Source organism: Paenibacillus sp. FSL M7-1046, assembly GCF_038007405.1.
GTDB lineage: Bacteria > Bacillota > Bacilli > Paenibacillales > Paenibacillaceae > Paenibacillus_AQ.
This window is the reverse complement of sequence record NZ_JBBOXB010000001.1, coordinates 5,780,274-5,794,162: the sequence shown is the minus strand read 5'-3', so window position 1 is coordinate 5,794,162 and position 13,889 is coordinate 5,780,274. Positions and strand designations below refer to the sequence as shown.

The window sequence follows — 13,889 nt, the reverse complement described above, 5'->3', positions numbered from 1 at the left end:
GAACAACTATCATTCTCATTATCGCAAATATCTGAATTATGTACAAGCTTTCACAGCTCGCACTTTCACTGTGAACGATTAAGTCAATGTCCTAAAAAAAGGTGCAGGTCTTTGTATCTCAAGATACAAGAACCTGCACATCCCTCCACCGCTGAAGAGTTCTCTCTACACACAGTTAAGGCTGATTATTTCACGAGAAAACTCAAGACATCATCAATGGTTTTGGAGTTGGCAATGGCTCCGCTGTACAGCCAGCTGCTTGCCTCGCTAAGTTCATGAACATTTCCAGCCTTAACCGCAGGGATACCCTTCCAGATTGCTCCGTTAAGAATGTCAGAGGCTTCGGTCTTGTCACTGTTCACCAGGAAGATATGATCTGCGGTCAGTTCAGCCAATTTCTCCAGCGTGATCGGATTCCAGGTTGCTCTGGATGCCGCAGGGATTTCTGTAACCAGGTTTGGTTGCTTCAAACCCAGATCCCCGTACAATACAGCACCACTGCTGCGTGTTTCATCTACTATAAAGAAGTTCTTCGACACCAGCCACAGAATGGCGACCGAATCATCACCAATGGAGCTGCTGATTTTGGCTTTTGCATCTGCTGCTTTTTGATCGTAATCCGCAATGGCTTGTTCAGCTTCAGTGCTCTTGTTCAGGAGCTCACCGATTTTGAGCAGCGATTTGCGCCAGTCTTTGCTAATCTTGTCACCAAGGACATAAGTAGGTGCAATTTTGTTCAACTGGTCATACAGACCGTTCTGCACACTAGACTCAGACTGCACAATGTGGAAATCCGGGGCAAAGCTGGTCACAGCCTCCAGCGGAAGATCATAGCTGATGGTTGGCACATCTTTAAGATCAGCAATCAGATATTCCTGGGTTCCGTTTGTCACGGACCACTGCGCTACCGGGGTAACGCCCAGTGTTACCAGGTAGTCTTCCATATAAGAAGCAAGTACGCGCTGCGGATTAGCCGGTACCGTGACTTCATGTCCCATGGCGTCTGTCACCGTTTTCTCTGTAGCCGGCGCAGTTGTTTCCGTTGGCGCTGCCGTTGCTTCAGCAGTAGCCGTAGCCGTAGGTGCAGGTGCAGCGGTAGCTTCCGCTCCAGAATTTGCAGCATTCTCATTATTGCCATTGCCGCAAGCGGACAAGAACAAAGTCATAGCCATACATCCGATCAATGCCAGCTTCATGCTGCCTGATCTCTTATTGTTCGAAAACATTAAATACCCCTCCTGTATTTACAAGCATTAATGGTCAAAGGTGTCCGAGGCCTTCGCCTTACTTTTTAAATGATATTGATTCTCATTATCTCTGTCAACAAAATTATTCGTTCTATAAAAAAAGGTTGCCTCCGCAAGCTACGGAAACAACCTCTGCTAACCATATTTATCTGCCTATTTGTGCAAATGATAGGGCACTGTTGCTACAACTATATCTTTTTGATTCATTAGATAAGAACGAATGAACAGGCTGGTCTGATTATGCAGGATCGCCTGCCACCAATGTTTGGTAATGAACTGTGGAATCAATACGGTAATATGATCTGTAGTAGCGGTCTTCCACTCTACGGTATCGATAAATTTCACCAGTGGGCGGATAATGCTGCGGTAACGGGAACGAAGCACGATCAGGCGTACACCCGGGTTCCATTCCTCCCATTTCTGCTCCATCTTGTGAATTTCCTCTTCATCAAAACCAACGTAGACTGCCACCACATTATCTGTTAACGACTTCGCATAACTGATCGAATGCAGCACAGCGCGTGTCACACCCGCAACAGGAACAACAACGGTACTTCCTTTAATCAACGGTTTATCCGTAGCAGGACATATGCGAAGCTGATCAGCTATATTCATATAATGACGGTGAATGCGGTGGAATACGAACATGACAACCGGCAGGAAGATGAAGGCCATCCACACGCTGGAAAACTTGGTAATGATAAAGATAAGCGTAATCGTCAGGGTAGTCAGCATACCGATTGTATTGACTACAAATTTATTCTGCCAGCCTTTCGGCTTCGTTTTGAACCAGTGCACCATCATGCCAAGCTGCGACAGCGTAAAAGGGATAAATACCCCGACTGCATACAGCGGAATCAGCCCTTCTGTATTTCCGTGGAAAGCAGCTACAAGCACAGCCGATAATACTCCGAGAAAGATAATACCATTAGAGAAGCCCAGACGGTCTCCCCGGACCATGAAGGCATGAGGCAAATATTTATCTTTGGCGAACATGAACGCGAGCAGCGGAAACGCCGAGTAAGCTGTATTCGCCGCCAGGAACAAGATGACAGCCGTTATCCCTTGGATGAAAAAGTACAAACCGCCCCGGCCAAACGTAGATTCGGCAATTTGCGACACGACGGTGGATTTCTCATTAGGAGTAATACCATACCAGTATGCCAGCAGCGTAATGCCGGTGAACATCAATCCGAGGATGCCTCCCATCAGCATCAAGGTTTTGGCGGCGTTTTTTTCCGCTGGAGCTTTGAAGTTCGGAATGGCATTCGATACCGCTTCTACCCCGGTCAGTGCCGAACAACCGGAACTGAAGGCTTTGAGTAATAGGAACAGGCTGACATTGGAAACGGCGGAACCGATTTCCGGGATTTCGGCATGAGCGCCGCCTGTAATATATTTGTACACCCCGGCAATGATGAGTACAAAGATAGAGACCACGAACAGATACACCGGGATGGCAATAAATGAAGCGGACTCCGTCACCCCGCGGAGATTGATAATCGTCAAGATCAGAATGACGGAGACTGCAATAAGGACAGTATGATTATGAAGACTCGGAAAGGCCGATGTGATCGCATCCGTTCCCGCTGAAGCACTAACTGCAACCGTAAGAATGTAATCTACCAATAAAGAGCCGCCAGCCAAGAGGCCGGTAGGAACGCCCAGATTGCTTTTTGCCACGATATACGCTCCGCCGCCTTGCGGATAGGCAAAGATGGTCTGGCGATAGGAAAAAATAAGGATGGCCAGCAGGCCCAATACGGCTAATGCAATCGGCAATGAATACCAGATGGCGGTGAAGCCCGCGGCCACCAGTACAATCAGAATTTGCTCCGTTCCGTAGGCCACAGACGAGAGTGCATCGGAAGACAGAACAGCCAGTGCTTTCACCTTGGATAACTTTTCATGATCGAGTTCGTTCGACTTCATCGGACGCCCGATCAATAGTCGTTTTACCTTGCTTACCATTGTAGTAACAGTTCCTCTCTTTGTTGAGTTGAAACGGTAATACCGCGCGCCGTTTTCATTGGCAGGTTTCATAAATGCAGGCACAAAAATAAGCATACGGAAATGATCCGCATGCTTACGCATGCTCATTATCCCACCCTTGCTTACGAGGTTAGCTGGCGGATTCGGGCTGTGGTAGCCCTACGGTTCCGGTCATACTGACCTGCCTCCGATTCACCCCATTGACGTTGCCGTCAAGTTTGGTTCCCCCGTTTTTCCTTGCGGAAAATTCAGCGCATATTCAACTTCTCACAAGGACTAATAATAGTCTACAATAGCTTTTCAGTAAAGCGGTGAAAAAAATGAAAAAAGAATGAAAAAACATCCAAAAAGCTCAAATCCAAGATCGGGGATAAGTGGATCTTTCATTCTCTTTCATTATCCCAGCGTTCCGTGATTTTTGAGTGTTTTGGATGTTAATTGTGACAGAAATTAAGGAAATATTTTTGCTCTAAATTCTGCTTAGCCTTTTCTTATTCTGCTGGCTCTTCTTGGCGCCCGGTCCAGAGCAAAATTGCGATTAGAGCAAAAGCAATCAACGCAAGCAGAGGTACCGTAATGAACCCTAAAAAGTTCAAATAATCCTCATTGCAGGGTACACCAATTTTGCATGGCAAAATTTTACTGAGTGCAGGAATTTTCTGCTCTGCGTAATGGTACAGGGAGATGCTCCCGCCTATCAGACATAAAGGCAGCACATAAGGAATGATGCGTTTATCTCCCCGGTACGTGGCAATTCCGAGCAGAATCAGCTGAGGATACATAAAGATACGCTGGAACCAGCATAGCCTGCAGGGTTCATAATGCAGCACTTCACTAAGATACAAGCTTCCTGCTACTGCAATTACGGAAACAAACCAGGCCAGATACAGGCAGTGGCGTCTGCAGAAGGTAGAGAATTTCATCATTTGGCATCCGCCGAATCAAGGGCGATTTGCACCTGCGAGTCGATGGCTTCAATATCAAAGGCCTTGTCTACCTTGACTCCATTAACAAATACAGTAGGAGTAGAGGTCACTTTGCTGTCTTCGGCCAGCTTCATATCTCTCTGCAGTTCACTTTCATAGGTGCGTTCCTCAATGTCTTTACGCAAGAGGTCAAAATCTATCGGCAGGTTCTCTTTCTGCGCCAGGCTTACCAGGTAATCAGCGGTCGCCCACTCTTCGCTCTCATCGCCCTGATTAGCATAGATTGCGTCATAATAGGTCCAGAAAGCTTCACTGTTCTGATGATAGACAGATAAAGCTGCTAATGACGCTGTTTCGGAATCCGGTCCGATAAAGGCCATATTTACGAAGTAAAAGGCCGCTTTGCCCGGAGTTACGTATTTTTCAACAAGCTGAGGTTTGATGGTACCGGTAAAGTCTGAACACGCCGGACATTTATAATCCCCGAATTCAACAATTTTGACTGGAGCATCCTCTTTTCCAAGTCTGTGCATCTCGCTGTAATTAAAGTCAGAGTTCCCTTTTGGAATCAGCATGATTAGAGCGACAAAGATAATGATAACTGCTGCTACCGTGCTGAAGATCAGAATTCTCGTTTTTTGCTTCTGCTTTTCCTGTTCTGCCCTGCGCTTTTCCTGCTTGCTCTGTTGGGGAGCCGCGGCACTGTTTCGTTTGTTTTTGCTCAAAGAGAGTTCCTTTCCGTCCACTCAGGACCCGGGTAATGAAAGTCATATAATTTAAAATTATATAATTAAAGTTCTCTCTTTGGCAAACTTCCATAGCAAACTTCAGCTCACACCGCCTTTGTTTTCAACTAAGCCAAGATAGACTCTGCTGTGTGTACGCGGGTTATTAAACAGTTGAAACAGCACAAAGGAAGCCACGTTTGGAATGAGCAGCGAGACAATCATCAAATGATTCTGAGTACAAAGATGCTAATTACACTTTCTTACCCGACAAGAAACGACTCGAATCGGTCTCCCAATGCTAAATTGTGGTATTGGATCACACACAAAAAAGGCAATGCGCTAATTCTGCGCTAGTGCCTTTTTTGTGTAATGCTAAATAAGTTTATGCTCCAGCTTCCTCCGTCAAAAACTGCAGCTTCAATAGCTTAATCCGGGAAATCCGCTTGTTCTCAGTTTCCTCTACCACGAACAGATGGCCGTCGAATTCAACGGTTTGCCCTTTTTGCGGCGGATTGACTTCTAACTTGGAGTATAGCCAGCCGCCTATAGTATCATAGTCTTCCGTCTCCATATGAAGCCCCAGCGTGTCGTTGATCTCTTCGATCAGCATGAGGCCGTCTATGGAAAACTCATCCTCACCTAGTTGCTCAACACCGGGACGCTCCTCATCGAACTCATCCTGAATTTCTCCGACAATCTCCTCCATAATATCCTCAAGCGTAACCATGCCTGACGTACCGCCGTATTCGTCAATCAGAATGGCGATTTGAGTCTTCGCCCGCTGCATCACCTTCAGGAGTGCACTGATCTGAATGGACTCTGGAACGGTAAGAATCGGACGAATCAATTCGTTGTACTTCGGCGCCTGATCCCGGATTAGATCCTTAATATGGATAAAGCCAAGAATATGGTCCTTATCGCCATCACAAACCGGATAACGCGTTCTCATTCCGTCAAAGGCAATCTCAAGGTTCTCTTCTGCCGTCAGATGACTGTTAAGACAGATCATTTCGGTTCGGGGGATCATAATCTCTCTGGCCATCGTATCGGCAAATTCAAAGATATTGTCCACCAGAGTCATTTCTGTATTGTCGATCAGCCCGCTCTTGTTGCTCTCCTGCATGAGGATGCGGATTTCTTCCTCTGTATGTGCCGTGGCCAGCTCTGAAGCCGGTGCCAGGCGGAAGAAACGCAGCAGTCCGCCTGCTAACCCATTGACGATCCAGATAAATGGATACATGATCCGGTAGAAGACGTTCATCGCACCTGCCGTTAGCAGAAGCACCTTCTCCGCTTTGTTCACGGCAATTGTCTTGGGTGCCAGTTCGCCTAGTACAATATGCAGCACCGTGATGAACATAAAGGCAATAATTAGGGAGATCACGTATACGGTTGTTTCACCGAAGCCTAGGCTTGTTACAAGCGGTCCCACAATCGTAGCTATGGCCGGTTCACCCAGCCAGCCGAGTGCGAGCGAGGCAAGCGTGATGCCAAGCTGGCAGGCGGACAGATAAGCATCTAGATTGTGGACAATATTTCTTGCTGCGGGTGCTCTTTTACTGCCCTCCTCAATCAGTGCTTCAATGCGGCCGCTTCGTACCTTGACCATCGCATATTCAACCGAAACAAAAAAGCCATTAAACAGCACAAGCAAAAGAATAAGACCTACATGTAATATACCGGGTAAAGGGTCGCTCAATTTATACTCCTATCCACCGTTCTTCGTATCGGGTGGATAGGCCCACCTCCTTCGATTTTTCAAAATGTTAGCTAGTGAAACGCCAAACGTTCCTTTCAGTATCAATTTCCCAATGCCTTCAACTCCTGACTAGAATCACGGATTATAAATATATACATTATTATATTATTACTCACTCCATAAAAACAGGTGTAAACCGGAGTAAAAATATGATCTAGTTTTCCTTCTTATGGACATACTCCGTATAAAAGGTATAAAACAAGGTTAACGAATGCAAAAAAACATTGTCGATGCGCTTTTATATATGTTAAATCTTCTGCACCCCCTCCGTCAAACTTGACGCGTTTAGCTTTGCCTCCAAAAGAGGTGAACTGACTATATAACTGCGGTAGGAGCGCTATCAGGTTTTTTTGCTTTTGCGGCCTATTTACAATCGGTTCAGCGCGATTATCCAATCCTCCAATTTCACTCAAAAAAACGGCAGCCCCCATTTACAGGCGGACTGCCGTTTACAAAATGTCTTCTATGGATAGTTGTTCAGGGGATTAACGGAAGTTGCGGGCGACCGGCGGATTTCCGATGACTCCCGGATACTGGTAAGCAAGCGGCTCATCGAAGGTGGCATAATCGAAATAAATCATCAGCAGCACAGTTCTCTGTCCGGTAGCTGGATCACTGATAATGATATGATCCCGTCCGGCTGCTTCCAGCACGCCTTTGTAAACCTTGGCATTCCAATCCTTGTTGTTCTCATATGTGAAATAAAAGGTCCCGATCTTGCCCAGGTTGAGGCGGAAAATGTTCTCAATGTAGGATTGTTCAAAGGCCGGGGCTGTGGTCGGCATCACGCTTCCTGTAGGCGTCATGGGGCTCCCGCTGGTGACTTGAGGCGGCATGCTGCCCATGTAGCCGCTGGCAGGCATTCCGCCTCCGTTCATGCCAGTGGAAGAAGAAGTACTGCCAATCATATAAGTAACGGGACGGTAAGGTTGACCTATCATTTGTGTAAAACCTCCTAAAAGTTTTGTCAGCATTTGCTTCCTTGAATACACTTCGTTTAGAACATGTTGCGACATCACAATTTTCGCTTACCAGTTTCAGCGGGGGGAGACAGACTACGGAAGCATACTGTCTCTCCCCGCTGGGCCGGATGTACTAATATACAGCCGGGCAATCCGCGCTGGTTGGAGTAAAGAAGCAATGAGCTTTGAAGCGGCCGGTGTTCTGCTGGTTATACCAGGTGGCGGGACATTCGCCTACAGGACGGAAGAACCATAAGGCATTAGAGGCCGGCCAGCGTCGTTCTCCGGCGATGACTCTTTTGGCCAGGCGAATGTCGGATTCCCGGGCACGCTGATAGAAGTACCCCTTCTGGGGCGCTTCAAAGCCACCTGGACTTTGAAACACCATATCGTTCATATTGCGGATATTGTTGAAGTCCAGGCAATTGCCGAGAATCCGGTTGACCCCGACATTCCCGACCATAAGCATGCCAGCTTCTCCGTCCTCTTCGGCTTCCGCCCGCATCAGCCGCGCAAGCACCTTCACATCTTCCGAGTTCGCTTTGATGACGGCCACACATTCTCCTCCTTTTGCTTCGTAGCAGTTCTGAAGGCATCCGCTTCTTGCCGGACTTCTTGCAAAACCTGCTTCGCAAGCTTCCACATCTCTTGACTGCTCGCTGTATTGTATGTGCATTCGCCTAAGAGGTGACAGTTCACGCCTATTTTCTTCCCGCTACTTGGATTGCATAGTTATGGCTCATAAATCATTTTGCGGGTCATGCCACCGTCAATGATAAGCTGTGCTCCTGTAACGAAATTATTATCCGGTGCCGTTAAATAGAGACAGGCTCTGGCGATGTCCTCCGGTCTGCCTACCCGTCCCGAAGGATGCTGGCTATGGTCAATCTCACGCAGCTCCGCATAATCTCCCGTCTCAATCCAGCCCGGACTGATACAGTTTACCGTGATGCCATCTTTCCCCAGCGTAACTGCCATGGCATGGGTCAGAGCAGCGATGGCTCCCTTGGACGCCGCATAGGCTTCCGTATTCGGTTCTGACATCAATGAACGGGTTGATGACAGATTTACGACGGCTCCGCCTTGCGGATTATTGCGCATAACTTTGGCCGCTTCCCGGGTTGCCAGAAATACACTGCGTGCATTCGTATTGAGTACTTTATCCCATTCCTCCACAGACAGCTCGTACAGCGTAGAGGTATGCGGATTCGCAATGCCTGCATTATTGATCAGAATATCAATGGTCCCGTACTTAGCTGCTGTGTGGGCAACCAGTGCAGTAATGTCCTCCTCCTTGCTTACGTCGCAAGCGACAAATTCAGCAGTTCCGCCTTGATTGCAGATTTCGGCTGCCGCCATGCCTCCTGTGCTTTCATCGAGCTCTGCGATAATTACGCTGGCTCCCTTGGATGCATAAGCTTCGGCGATCGCTCTGCCAATACCGTGGCCGGCTCCAGTGACAATTACAGTTTTATGCAAATAATTCATCATTTCATAGCTCCTTGTTAGTTATTATTAGGTATAGATCCAGACAATATAAATATCCCCTTGCTCCACAGACCGGAAACAAGGGGATTGTACAGTAATCTTAGCTCTATTGTAAACCGAACCAAATTCGTATCACAGACAGTTAAATCAATCAGCTGTGGAGTAATGCAGGCTGCGCTGAAACCCGTGATATCTTGTACCTTGGTAAGTCAACACACCTCTGTCTCCTTCTGCGCTCATGCCGAACTCATTTCCATCCACTTTAAATTCCATCCTGGCGCCTTCGTCCGTCTCATAGGTCAAATAGTAGGTTGTACTGGTGCGGCTGCTCTGATTCTCATCCTGAAGCTGCTGCTGGCGGACTTCACTGCGCTTGCTGACGATCCGGGCAGGAACGGTCAACAGGGGTGAGCTGTTATTCCGGCTCCATTGAAGCAGCCCCCTGCCAGCAGATACAGCGACAATGCCAATCATCAGGGCGAGAAAAATCGGTATTACCGTCCCGGTAAGATCAAACATCCAAGAAGAATCCGGGCCTATCCCCATGACTTATTCCTCCTTAATCCCCATTTTTCAGCTATCCGCATGACTGCAGTCGCTTCTGTACATGTATATGCCTGTTCCGGTTCATACAGCATCACAAAAAGATGAAAACCATATTCGCCGTCAGCAGACGACTGGCTGCCTACCAAAAAGACCACCCGGCTCTCAGCTTTGAGAACTCAAGTGGTCTTTAAAAACGTTCATTCTGCCTATCAATATTAAGCATGTACAAGATCTAAGAGTTGCTTGGTTTCGTTCTCTTCTTCCGGAAGCATTCCGTTGTCCGCCCAGCAGGCTCTGCATTGTTCTTCAGTTTCACAGAGGTGTGCATCATCACAGTTATAGCATAATTGCAGAAGGTTTCTAGTCATATAATCCGTTTCAAAAGTTGTCAATGTAATCTCTCCTATTCGGATGAAAGTTTGTGAAAAAATGAACTTGCTTTCTATGTGTTAAATATATCACACGCTCAGCGCTTTGTCATGTGATTTTTTTCACATTTTTAAAGAAAATTTTAAATACGTTTTTTTGCTTCATTCTACGTCCAGAACATCAATACATTCGGTTGGTATAGCTGTCTTGCAGTGAAGCTTTTACTTTTTCTGCGTTCATACCAGGAAGTTTGGCATGGTCGGATATCATTTGAGCAACATTCGGCAATTCAGCCTTTGCAATCCAAGAGTCAGGATTCCACAAACTGGAGCGCTTTAACGATTTTGCACAATGCATATAACATTCTTCCACTTCAATGACTATGCCTACCAGCGGAATCCGCCCATGAGATTCCATTCGGACAAGCAGCTCTTCATCACGGACAATATAAGCATGACCATTCACTCTGAGCGTTTCTTCCAGACCCGGAATGAGGAAGATAAGGCCCGCGTTTGGATTGGACAGAATATTCCTTAACGAATCCATTCGTCGGTTACCGGGCCGTTCAGGTATGACAAGATGGTTGTCATCCAGAACAAGTACAAAACCCGGCAAATCCCCTCTGGGTGAGACATCACATAACCCCTCCGCATCGGAAGTGGCCATGATCAACAATGGTGACTTAGAGATAAACTGGCGGCAATGCTCATCCAGAGCATCAATCGCTTTGTTCTTCACCAGTTCGCTTGGATAGCCGAGTATAGCACGCAATTCCTCTACTGACTTGATTGTATTAAAATCTTGCATCTTCTTCACTCCATATGTATGAATTTCATAGATTCACCTGCTACTTATTGTAACACAGGGATGAATTGACAAGTGGAAACGGCTTCGCCGTCCTCAAAAGGACGGTATCCGTTTCAGCGAGAAATAGAAGGATAATTTATACCGTGAAGCATATAAATTCTGCCCTGAAAATAAAGTTTCTTCAGAACACCAAAAGTACACATACCAAAACAAACCCCATGTTTTTTATTTTTTTGAAATCGGCTGTCAGGCCAATTGTTCACTCAGGTTTACTTGATATCCCAACGATTCCAAGCGTTTTATGGATCGGTTCATCACCATCTCGTGGTTTCGTTGGTCGAAGTAGTCAAACCCTAATTCTTTATATGCCTGTCTTCGCGTTAACAAGACATAGACTATCGCTAAAATGCTGTGACCGACGGCTACGGCCGCTCTGTTTTTCCCTCGCCTGCCTGCGATCCGGTGATATTGGGCCGACAGGTAGGTATTCTTTTTTCGTCCTGCCGCGCGCGCGGATTCTACGAGTGCGCTTCGCAGCTTTTTATTTCCTTTTCGCGTCCTCGCCGATCGCTTCTTTCCCGCACTTTCATCGTGACCTGGAGTCATTCCTGCCCATGAGCACAAGTGCCCCGCGCTTGGAAACCGTGTCATGTCCGTTCCGATTTCTGCCAGAATCTGCTCCGCAGTTCGTTTACCAACACCGGGAATGGTATCCAATAACTTCAGGTCCTCCGCAAAAGGAGACATCCGGCGTTCCACTTCTTCATCCAGTTCTGTGATGAGCTCATTCAGGTGGTCGATATGCGACAACTGTTTTTCCAGCATGAGCAGTTGATGTGGACCCAGGCTACCCTCAAGGGCAAGCTTCAATTGCTCTTTTTTCGCCTTCAGCTTCTTTTGTGCAAAATTCGCCAAAGTCGATGGATCCGTTTCGCCCTGAATCATGGCTTCCAGCATGCTCCGTCCAGACACCCCCAGCACATTGGACGCCACCGATGAGAGCTTGATATTCCCACCCTCCAGCACCTTCTGCAGACGATTCACTTCCCGGCTCCGTTCTTCAATTATACTTCGCCGGTAGCGAATGATTTCCCGAAGCTCACGTTGCTCCCGACCCGGAATATAGCTCCCCTGCACCAGTCCATGCCGGAGCAACTTTGCAATCCACTCCGCATCCTTCACATCCGTTTTCCGCCCGGGTACTGCTTTGATATGCTGCGCGTTTACCACGACCGGCTTGACGTCTTCCAGTTCAAGCAGGTTATAAATCGGTTTCCAGTAATCCCCCGTGCTCTCCATCGCGACATGGCTGCACCGCTCGCTTTTGATCCAATCCACCAGATCGACCAGCCGACGAGTCAGTGTTTCAAAACTTCGAATCTCCTTTCCTTTCGGCGTAATGATACATGCTGTGATGCTTTTCTTGTGTACATCCAGTCCACAGCAACGTTCAATGAGTACTTCCATCTTTGCTTCTCCTACCTGCTGGCCGTGATTAAGGCTGGTGCAAAGACCAATGCTAAGGTTATTCTGCCCTGCGTGCTTCCCAATGGGAGCAACAATCTGTGATGCACCGGGTCGTTGGGGTCCGTCTTATATGCGGGTTCGTATCACCAAGAATTTCCGACCTACCTTCGCCAGCCCACTACCCAGTATCGCCCATATTTTCATTCCTCAGTGGTGCCGCGCAGCGGCATGGGGGTCTTATATTTTGAAAAAAAAGAGACTGCCATCTGCAGCCTCCCCGCTAAATCAACTCACATTACCCGCCAGCTTACGCCCCCATTTGTCGTCTGCAGCAGGATAGATCGTCGATTTTCTTTTTTCTCAATTAAGAGCCAGCCGACATCCTTTGAAATAAACTGCAGCTTTACAATCTCCGGATATTCCAAAAGCTTGGATTGCAAAACGCTGCTGGCCGGAAGTGTTGTCCAGGTTGCTCCCGCATTAATCGTCTTATACATCAGATTTCCTTTCAAGGCCCAGCCGAGTTGAGAATTTAAAAAGGCAGGAGCCAGGTGGCGGTTGATCCCTGTCTGGATACCCAGACCGAACGAAGTGAATGTCCAGCTTTCTCCGCTATTGGCGGTAAAATATCCATTATATGTGATGGAAGCTTCCTTATCTTTCTGGCAGGCCACCGGCAACCACCCGGATGTGCTGTTATTGCCGAAGAATTCCGGTTCTCCGGTGATCACTTTGTCGCAGCCTCTCCACTGTTCATTCACTAGAAACTCCGGTCCCTGACTCCAGGTTGCTCCACCGTCCTTAGTCGTGTAAATCTTGGGCAGCGCTCCGGTCTGGAGGGTCACGAATCCACGGTCTGTATCCTTAAAGATCATCCCGGTCGTCACGCCCGCCATCGGAATTGCATGATTTGGCAGCTTCGGATTATATTGCTCGTTCTGCATAACCATATTCCATGTGGCCCCCCCGTCTGCCGTTGCATACAGCGCTTTGCTTGCTTTAGTGGCATTGATATCCCAGGAGGTCATCAGCCATCCATGGCTCGGAGAGCTGAAATAGATGGAAGAGATCGTATTCGCATCCGGAAAAGAAGAGATTTTCCAGCTCAGTCCGCCATCGGTTGTACGCAGCACAACGGTTTCCGTTGTTCCAAAAGCACTTCTTATAATCCAGCCGTTCTCAAGATCGGTAAAGAAAATCTCTTGGCTGTACACCGGATTAGACAGAAACTGCACATTCGCAGAAGGTGAAATATTCGCCCAGGTTTCCCCGTTATCTTTGGTCATATAGATCCGAAGCTCATTTTTGGTAACACCCCAGGCCAGTCCTGCAGAAGCGGTTAACAATCTGAAATCCGTAAGCCGGGTCTGTATTTGATATTTGGGAGTATCTTTATTGACTAAGTTTTTGGCATCGGGTGTAATCAGGGTAATCGTCTGCCCTTCTTCCGGCGCTTCCGTCGGCTGAGGTGGCTGAGTGGGCTCAGGAGCAGGAGAAGAAGAGCAAGCCGAGAGTATGAGTAGGCTCAGGAGAACCGCCAGTAGCGTTCTCAGAACCTTGAAATCTGCTGTTTGGGATGACAAAGCTCTCTCTCCTCT

At 47.6% G+C, this 13,889-nt stretch carries 13 protein-coding genes and 1 riboswitch; all 13 genes read right to left on the bottom strand.

From position 1 onward, the window contains the following. Positions 1 to 185: 185 nt before the first annotated feature. The 13 genes from NYE29_RS25860 to NYE29_RS25800 all read right to left on the bottom strand — a co-directional run bounded on the left by NYE29_RS25860 (position 186) and on the right by NYE29_RS25800 (position 13,874). Complete coding sequence (locus NYE29_RS25860) at positions 186 to 1,226, bottom strand: iron-hydroxamate ABC transporter substrate-binding protein (protein WP_340898023.1); 1,041 nt, start codon at positions 1,224 to 1,226, stop codon at positions 186 to 188. A gap of 174 nt (positions 1,227 to 1,400) precedes the next feature. Continuing rightward, positions 1,401 to 3,218, bottom strand: a complete 1,818-nt coding sequence (locus NYE29_RS25855; protein ID WP_038599932.1) for an APC family permease — start codon at positions 3,216 to 3,218, stop codon at positions 1,401 to 1,403. 125 nt (positions 3,219 to 3,343) lie between these two features. Further along, positions 3,344 to 3,503: riboswitch (cyclic di-AMP (ydaO/yuaA leader) on the bottom strand. A 227-nt stretch (positions 3,504 to 3,730) separates the two neighbouring features. After that, a complete protein-coding gene (locus NYE29_RS25850) occupies positions 3,731 to 4,162 on the bottom strand; it encodes a disulfide oxidoreductase (RefSeq protein ID WP_340899807.1) in 432 nt (143 codons plus the stop codon). After that, positions 4,162 to 4,890 carry a DsbA family protein gene (locus NYE29_RS25845; protein WP_340898022.1) on the bottom strand — a complete coding sequence of 243 codons (729 nt, stop codon included), beginning with the start codon at positions 4,888 to 4,890 and terminating at the stop codon, positions 4,162 to 4,164. Before NYE29_RS25845 ends, NYE29_RS25850 begins: the two co-directional genes overlap by 1 nt. A 385-nt stretch (positions 4,891 to 5,275) precedes the next feature. After that, on the bottom strand, positions 5,276 to 6,592 hold the full coding sequence (locus NYE29_RS25840; RefSeq protein WP_076111159.1) for a hemolysin family protein: 1,317 nt from the start codon (positions 6,590 to 6,592) through the stop codon (positions 5,276 to 5,278). A 545-nt stretch (positions 6,593 to 7,137) separates the two neighbouring features. Further along, positions 7,138 to 7,530 carry a spore coat protein GerQ gene (gerQ, locus tag NYE29_RS25835; protein WP_439823169.1) on the bottom strand — a complete coding sequence of 131 codons (393 nt, stop codon included), beginning with the start codon at positions 7,528 to 7,530 and terminating at the stop codon, positions 7,138 to 7,140. Between the two features lie 217 nt (positions 7,531 to 7,747). Then, on the bottom strand, positions 7,748 to 8,170 hold the full coding sequence (locus NYE29_RS25830) for a cell wall hydrolase (RefSeq protein WP_340898021.1): 423 nt from the start codon (positions 8,168 to 8,170) through the stop codon (positions 7,748 to 7,750). A gap of 176 nt (positions 8,171 to 8,346) precedes the next feature. Then, complete coding sequence (locus NYE29_RS25825; RefSeq protein WP_340899805.1) at positions 8,347 to 9,102, bottom strand: SDR family NAD(P)-dependent oxidoreductase; 756 nt, start codon at positions 9,100 to 9,102, stop codon at positions 8,347 to 8,349. Between the two features lie 147 nt (positions 9,103 to 9,249). Next, entirely contained in the window at positions 9,250 to 9,642 is a 393-nt protein-coding gene (locus tag NYE29_RS25820; RefSeq protein ID WP_076111174.1) for a DUF2500 domain-containing protein, read from the bottom strand. Between the two features lie 221 nt (positions 9,643 to 9,863). Further along, a complete protein-coding gene (locus NYE29_RS25815; protein ID WP_179091757.1) occupies positions 9,864 to 10,040 on the bottom strand; it encodes a hypothetical protein in 177 nt (58 codons plus the stop codon). Positions 10,041 to 10,197: 157 nt separating this feature from the next. Further along, the gene (locus NYE29_RS25810; RefSeq protein WP_340898020.1) at positions 10,198 to 10,824 is read right to left on the bottom strand and encodes a pyridoxamine 5'-phosphate oxidase family protein; all 627 of its coding nucleotides are present in this window, start codon (positions 10,822 to 10,824) and stop codon (positions 10,198 to 10,200) included. A gap of 246 nt (positions 10,825 to 11,070) precedes the next feature. Further along, positions 11,071 to 12,291 carry an IS110 family transposase gene (locus tag NYE29_RS25805; RefSeq protein WP_340898019.1) on the bottom strand — a complete coding sequence of 407 codons (1,221 nt, stop codon included), beginning with the start codon at positions 12,289 to 12,291 and terminating at the stop codon, positions 11,071 to 11,073. A gap of 290 nt (positions 12,292 to 12,581) precedes the next feature. Continuing rightward, positions 12,582 to 13,874 (bottom strand): WD40/YVTN/BNR-like repeat-containing protein, encoded by a 1,293-nt coding sequence (locus NYE29_RS25800; RefSeq protein ID WP_340898018.1) that lies wholly within the window; start codon positions 13,872 to 13,874, stop codon positions 12,582 to 12,584. Positions 13,875 to 13,889 lie beyond the last annotated feature (15 nt).